Source organism: methanotrophic endosymbiont of Bathymodiolus puteoserpentis (Logatchev) (genome assembly GCF_900128525.1).
Lineage (GTDB): Bacteria > Pseudomonadota > Gammaproteobacteria > Methylococcales > Methylomonadaceae > Methyloprofundus.
This window is the reverse complement of the sequence record NZ_FQTQ01000165.1, coordinates 1-6,657: the sequence shown is the minus strand read 5'-3', so window position 1 is coordinate 6,657 and position 6,657 is coordinate 1. Positions and strand designations below refer to the sequence as shown.

Sequence of the window (6,657 nt, the reverse complement as noted above, 5' to 3'; positions counted from 1 at the left end):
GGGACAGTTGTCCGAGGAAAATATGCCTGCTTATAAGCAATTTATGGCTTTAGCAGGATAGTTATGCCTGAAGAGCAGACGTGCTGCGTTTTCAATAATACTTGCGACAGAACCGTTTTAAAGAGCGGCAATTAGACTGGGTAAAGGCGTAATAGAAAAACTGAGAGTCAGTGTGACATATCGCGCAAGCAGGATGCTAGCGTAATTTTACGCAGGTACTCGTATGCGATAAATGAGTTAAATAATGATTTTCATAGAAGAAGAACAGATTTTGAACTCTGAAATTTGAGTGATAGAATTGGAAGTTATTTTTAACTTAATCATAAAAACACATGAGCCGAGCCAGCCTGCCGAATAAAATAACCATTCTCAGGCTATCTGCAATCGGAGATGTGTTGATGCTATTGCCAGCGGTACGTTTATTAAAACGGCAGTTTCCCGATACGCAAATTGATTGGTTGATTGACCGGCCTATCGCATCATTAATATCAGAAGTATCCGAAGTTAATGTTGTAGCTATTGATAAGCCTAAGTCATTGAGTGATTATTGGCAGTTAAAAAAGCAATGGCGACATAAAAACACAGGGCAATTAATTAGCTTTCAAACGAGTTTTGTTAGTAATATAGTAATGGCTCTTTTACCCGCCGATCATAAAACGGGGTTTGGCTCTCCTTATTCTCGTGAAGGCCATCATTTATTTACTGATACGACTTATGATTTGCCACCTAAACTACATCAGGTAGAAATATTTTTTGCTTTAGCAAAGGCATTTTCTGGTGTCACTGAAGATATTAAAATCAGCACCGATGATTTAGCCTTGCCTATTGCTAGTAAGGATAAAGTCTGGGCAGATGAAAAATTACGATCTTATGCACATTGGATTGCAATTAACCCGATGGCCTCTACACAAGAAAAAACAGGGTCAGCAGAGTTTTATATCAACCTTATTAATAAATTAAATAAACGTTACCCTGAATATCAGCTGGTTTTAACAGGTGGACCGAGCACAAAAGAAGTTAAATTTGGAGCAGAGATACAATCTCAACTAGCGAGTCCTTGCCTCAATCTTATTGGTCAAACGTCATTAAAGCAATTAGCCGCTATTCTTGAGCATGTTAAGCTACTTATCTCGCCTGATACTGGTCCTTTACATCTAGCAAATGCAGTTGCTACATCTGTTGTTGGACTTTATGCAGTGACACGACCGGAATATATTGGTCCCTATAATCAATTACAAAATTGTATTAATATTTATGCACGGAGCGCGCAACAGTTTATGCATAAACCAGCTGAGCAATTACCTTGGCAAAAGAAAATCCCTAGCTTGGAAGCCATACAGTTAATTTCTGTAGAGCAGGTTCTCAATAAAGTACACACATTTAATTTATGAAGATTCTTGTTTTTTCACCGTCTTGGGTTGGTGATATGGTGATGGCGCAGACGCTATTTAAAGTATTACACCAACAATATGCTGATTTAACTTTAGATGTCATTTCTCCGCCTTGGCCTTATGATTTATTACAGCGTATGCCCGAGGTAAATAATCATTATAAAATAGAGCTTGAGCGTGGCAAATTGAGCTGGCAAGCGCGCCGTCAACTGGCCAATAAACTCAAAAATACGCATTATAATTTAGCGATTACTATGCCAATCACTTGGAAGTCTGCCTTAAACGGTTACTGGTGTGGAGCGCCAAAACGAACCGGGTATTTGGGAGAAATGCGCTATGGCTTATTAAATGATAAACGTAAATTAGATAAAGAAAAGTTACCCTATATGGTGCAGCGTTATGTTTACTTAGGCCTTAATGCTGATGCTGACATTCCCGCATTAAATGAAATTCCTCAGCCAAAGCTTAGTGTTGACGAAAAAAATATTGCACGATGGCGACAAAAATTAGCACTTGATAAAGACAAGCCCTTAGTCGCGCTTATGCCTGGCGCTGAATTTGGCCCCGCAAAGCGCTGGCCTACAGAAAATTATGCTGAAATTGCTAAAGATTTAATTCAACAAGGCTGTACGGTTATCCTTTTAGGTTCGCCTAAAGATTTTTCTACGGCAAAAGAAATAGAGCAAAAAAGTGCTTGTGAGTTACAAAATTTATGCGGTAAGACGAGTCTGTTAGATGCTGTAGATTTACTTTCCTGTGCTAACTTAGCAATTAGCAACGATTCAGGCTTAATGCATATTGCCGCAGCGGTAGGTATTCCGCAAATAGCTATTTATCGCAGTTCGACACCCGAATTTACTCCACCATTGAATGATCAAGCAATTATTCTGCAAGCCGAATTTAACAGCCCTACTATAGATAGGATTAAATTAAAGACTTTAGAGGGGGTAAAAGGATTTACTGATGTCTCGGTTGAAAGTGTACGGGCATCGCTACGAACAGTTTTGTAGTTATCAACTTAATAGGGAGTATTTAGATAAATACCCCACATATATCCATTTAGCACCCATAAACTAGTGTTAAAATCATCCTCCAGTTATCAAGATTAGGCCTATAAATGAGCACTATTTCAATAGTCATCCCCGCTAAAGATGAGCGTGAAAATATTCAACCCTTAGTAGATGAAATATATTCAGCATTAGCTGAACAACAAGATTTTGAAATTATTTATATTGATGATGGTAGTAGTGACGGAACATTCGATGAAATTGTTCGTCTAAAAAATGCCGGACGTAGCAAACTAAGAGTATTACAACATGCACAAAGTGTGGGTCAAAGTACTGCAGTCTACTCAGGCATTAAAGCAGCCAAAGGCGAATTAATCGTCACTTTAGATGCTGATGGCCAAAATGATCCTGCAGATATTCCAGCGATGCTACTTAAAGCTCAGCAATTTAATTCAGGTGAACATTTTTGTATCGCCGGTTATCGTAAAAACCGTAAAGATACTGCCTGGTATCGTTTTCAGTCTCGCTTAGCTAATAAGGTTCGCTCCAGTTTGCTGGGCGATGGTACACCAGATACTGGCTGTGGTTTAAAGGTGTTTCCTAAAGCGACCTTTTTACAACTACCTTATTTTGATCATATGCATCGCTTCCTTCCAGCATTGATTGGTCGTTTACAGGGTGAAATTGTTGTTGCAGAAGTCAAGCACAGAAATCGCCTCGCAGGCGTTTCTAAATATAATATGTGGAATCGCTTATGGGTTGGCATTGTTGATATGTTAGGCGTTATGTGGCTACAGCGCCGAACAAAACACGCTAAAATTATAAAACAAGCTTAAGTAGGTTTTTATGTTTGCTAATAAAGTTCTGATAAAAGGACTGCTCGTCTTAATAAGCTTTATTTTACTGGGTTTGTTAGTTAATTTTATACTATCATCAACTGATTTCAATCAAGCTTGGATAGATAATAAAGTTAAAAATCAAGGCACGATAGGAATTTTGTATTTCACACTGTTTTGTATGATCACCACAGCATGTGGGCTACCGCGACAATTAGCCGCATTTTTAGGTGGTTATGCGTTTGGCGTAGTTAATGGCGCACTTTTAGCCACACTTGGCGCGACTTTAGGCTGTATTTTATCTTTCTACTTTGCACGTATTGTAGCAAGATCCATTATTACCCATAAATTTCCGAAAAAAGTTAATAGTATTAACCGCTTTTTACATTATGATACTTTTACAAAAACAATTATTATCAGGTTGCTGCCTATTGGTAGCAATTTAATAACTAATTTAGTGGTCGGTGTGACGCAAGCTAAAGGGAGTCATTTTATTACCGGTTCTTTTATTGGCTACCTGCCACAAATGATTATTTTTTCACTGGCTGGTAGTGGCGTTGAAGTATTATCTTTTTGGAAAATTGGTTTAAGCGTTTTTCTCTTTATTATTTCTACATTACTAAGTGTACGTTTATATTATCAATACAAAATGGATAAACAAACACGCGAATCCTTAACTAATTAATAAAATAACGAGATTAATGTGTCGGTAAATATAGCTTATTGGTTTGATTTAAACCGTTTCAAATCAGGCAATGATCACCAATTTAACCTAGTATGGTTATTTATTTTTGCAGTGACTTTGATTTTTATAGGTCTGGGATTACGTGAGCCTTGGCCCGCAGATGAACCGCGTTTTGCTCAAATTGCCAAAGAAATGGTCGAAACGGGGCAGTGGTTTTTCCCCATGCGCGGAGGTGAGCTTTACCCTGATAAACCCCCTGTTTTTATGTGGAGCATCGCATTTTTTTATTGGCTACTTGGCTCAATGAAAATAGCTTTTTTATTACCTTCAGGCATTTGTTCCATTATTACCACTTTTCTGATTTATGACTTAGGTCGCCGCTTTTGGTCTCCTCAAGTGGGTTGGCGTGCGGCAATCTTACTGCTTTTAACCATTCAATTTACCTTACAGGCAAAAACAGCACAAATTGATGCCATGCTCTGTTGCTGGACTACGATTGGCTGTTATGGCTTATTAAGGCACTTACTATCAGATAAAGGCAATTGGTCTTGGTATTTTATTGCTTGTTTTTTTATGGGCATAGGTGTGATTACCAAGGGGGTTGGGTTTTTACCTATTCTGATGTTGATCCCCTATGTTTTTGTACGTAAATTACAACCGAAAGATCAAGAAATTCAAGGAAGCTGGCGCTGGCTGGTCGGTATAGTATTTTTATTGGTCGCTATTATGCTCTGGTTTATACCTATGCTGGTATTAGTTGAGTATTCTAATAACCCATTATTTGAGCAATATAGGGATAATATTTTATTCAAACAAACAATAACTCGATATGCTAATCCCTGGCATCACTTTAAGCCATTTTGGTACTATTTTGTCTCAGTCATCCCCGTTTTCTGGTTACCAATATGTTTAATGCTTCCTTGGTTATTTAAGCACTGGAAACAGGCTATCTGCATGGCAGATAGACGCATTACTCTTCCTTTAGCATGGATTATGCTGGTATTAATATTTTTTAGCATAAGCCCTGCTAAACGAGGTGTTTATGTGTTACCGGCCTTACCTATGCTAGCATTAATTACCGCACCGTATTTAGAGCAAGTTTTATCAAAAAAAGGGCTTAATTGGCTCATTTGGTCAATTATTGCAGTGATTGGTGTAGTTTTTGTTACCGTCGGTCTTGCTGGTTTATTTGATTTTGGGGCATTAGTAGAATTAGCAACTAAATTTCATGTTCAACCCTGGGGATTAATTTTAACAGTGGGTGTACTAGCAAGTTTTGCAACTTTAATTAGTTTTAAAAAAGCTAAATTTATCAGCTGGATAATTTTTATTCCTGGGTTATGGATTCTATATAGTACTTGGGGTTACGCACTACGTGATCCTTTAAAAACACCAAAAAGTGTTTTAGCCAATGTTGCACAAAAAATACCCGCAGATGCAGAATTAGGTATTGTAGGGCTTAGAGAGCAATTTATATTATTTTCACCTTTTAAAACAACTCATTTTGGCTATCATACGCCAGAAAATTTTCAATCTATGAAAGCCTGGCAATGGCAAGCAAACAGAAAAAATCGCTATATACTATCGTATAAAAAAGCTGATTTAAGTTGCTTTAATCCTAATCTAGCCATTGAGGTAGGTAGAGCCCACAGGCGGGATTGGTTGTTGTTTACAGAAGAGAGTCGTTTGCCAAGTTGTAGCCAAGCCCCAGAAGATGTATATGCGTTTAGCTACGATAAAAAATAAAGTTCAGCGGATTACTTCACGCTTAAGAAAATTGAAAATAACACCTCTTTAATAAAGGGAATGTTTTTGAACAAGCACCGACTTTAGTCGATGCTTGCTTGATGGCTAACGTTTAAATTTTTGTTTTAAAGCTGATAGTTTCGCACGCTTTACCTTAAAATTATCGCAAGCATTCAGAAGATCAGTATAAACATCTTGGTACTCTTTATGACAAAGTTCTGCATATTTTAAGGCGATTATTTCCAGCATATCCTCAGTCAATGCCAATCGAGTAAAATTTTCGATTCGTGTTTGGTAGTTTAAATGGCCAAAGCGCATTCGATTTAAATCAACCAAATAAAATTTATAGCTGCTGTCTTTTTGCTTAATAATTAATGTATTGCCAGGGGAATGGTCAAGAAAGTAAATCCCACTTTCTTGCAGCTTATAAGTAAACTCAGTAAACTCTTGTAAAATTCTTGTTCTATCTGGATATTGTGGCTCATGTATCAGCGTTCTAAAAGTTAATTGGCAATCTAAGTGTTCAGAGATATAAAAGCTATCAGTCAAAAATAACGCTGACCTTTGTTCAGCAAAAGCAATAGGATTAGGCGTATAAAAACCCTTTTCTAACAGCGTGTGTGCATATTCAAAAGAGCGTTGCGCCTTAGACTTTCTAAAGTAACGATAGACAAATTTATTGAGTAAATGTGGAACTTTAAAAATCTTAACATTCCATGTTTTATCGGCCACTCTAATTGACTTAACTGTATTACGCCCTTGGTACTCGACATGACCTGTCCTATGTATTTCGTTTAAAAGACTTTGAATATCAGTGCTTTTATAAGGTGCAGCAACAACTATTTTCATGTGTCTAAATTTTATACAATTAGTGTAAAAGGTGACATATTATAGGTCATATTCAACTTCAAATTGTAGGGGCTGTTGCCGTTTCACATAGGTAACCATAAAAAAGCACAAGCAAGAGCCATAGAACCTTCAAAATTTCGTTT

At 37.3% G+C, this 6,657-nt stretch carries 6 protein-coding genes; 5 read left to right on the top strand and 1 reads right to left on the bottom strand.

The annotated features are described in order from the left end of the window. Positions 1-332 precede the first annotated feature (332 nt). The 5 genes from BQ7314_RS12380 (at position 333) to BQ7314_RS12360 (ending at position 5,665) form a co-directional block, all read left to right on the top strand. On the top strand, positions 333-1,391 hold the full coding sequence (locus tag BQ7314_RS12380; protein ID WP_174483998.1) for a glycosyltransferase family 9 protein: 1,059 nt from the start codon (positions 333-335) through the stop codon (positions 1,389-1,391). Beyond that, on the top strand, positions 1,388-2,401 hold the full coding sequence (gene waaF / locus BQ7314_RS12375; protein WP_174483997.1) for a lipopolysaccharide heptosyltransferase II: 1,014 nt from the start codon (positions 1,388-1,390) through the stop codon (positions 2,399-2,401). Before BQ7314_RS12380 ends, waaF begins: the two co-directional genes overlap by 4 nt. Positions 2,402-2,508: 107 nt before the next feature. Next, positions 2,509-3,234 (top strand): glycosyltransferase family 2 protein, encoded by a 726-nt coding sequence (locus tag BQ7314_RS12370; protein WP_174483996.1) that lies wholly within the window; start codon positions 2,509-2,511, stop codon positions 3,232-3,234. A gap of 10 nt (positions 3,235-3,244) precedes the next feature. Further along, positions 3,245-3,919 (top strand): TVP38/TMEM64 family protein, encoded by a 675-nt coding sequence (locus tag BQ7314_RS12365; RefSeq protein ID WP_174483995.1) that lies wholly within the window; start codon positions 3,245-3,247, stop codon positions 3,917-3,919. Positions 3,920-3,937: 18 nt separating this feature from the next. Continuing rightward, positions 3,938-5,665 carry an ArnT family glycosyltransferase gene (locus BQ7314_RS12360; RefSeq protein ID WP_174483994.1) on the top strand — a complete coding sequence of 576 codons (1,728 nt, stop codon included), beginning with the start codon at positions 3,938-3,940 and terminating at the stop codon, positions 5,663-5,665. Positions 5,666-5,770: 105 nt separating this feature from the next. On the opposite strand, the gene BQ7314_RS12355 is transcribed toward BQ7314_RS12360, so the two are convergent. Next, a complete protein-coding gene (locus BQ7314_RS12355; protein WP_174483993.1) occupies positions 5,771-6,514 on the bottom strand; it encodes a lipopolysaccharide kinase InaA family protein in 744 nt (247 codons plus the stop codon). Positions 6,515-6,657 lie beyond the last annotated feature (143 nt).

Coding starts and splice junctions, on each gene's coding strand:
- BQ7314_RS12365 (WP_174483995.1), top strand. CDS start 3,245: ATGTTTGCTAATAAAGTTCTGATAAAAGGACTGCTCGTCTTAATAAGC.
- BQ7314_RS12355 (WP_174483993.1), bottom strand. CDS start 6,514: ATGAAAATAGTTGTTGCTGCACCTTATAAAAGCACTGATATTCAAAGT.
- waaF (WP_174483997.1), top strand. CDS start 1,388: ATGAAGATTCTTGTTTTTTCACCGTCTTGGGTTGGTGATATGGTGATG.
- BQ7314_RS12370 (WP_174483996.1), top strand. CDS start 2,509: ATGAGCACTATTTCAATAGTCATCCCCGCTAAAGATGAGCGTGAAAAT.
- BQ7314_RS12380 (WP_174483998.1), top strand. CDS start 333: ATGAGCCGAGCCAGCCTGCCGAATAAAATAACCATTCTCAGGCTATCT.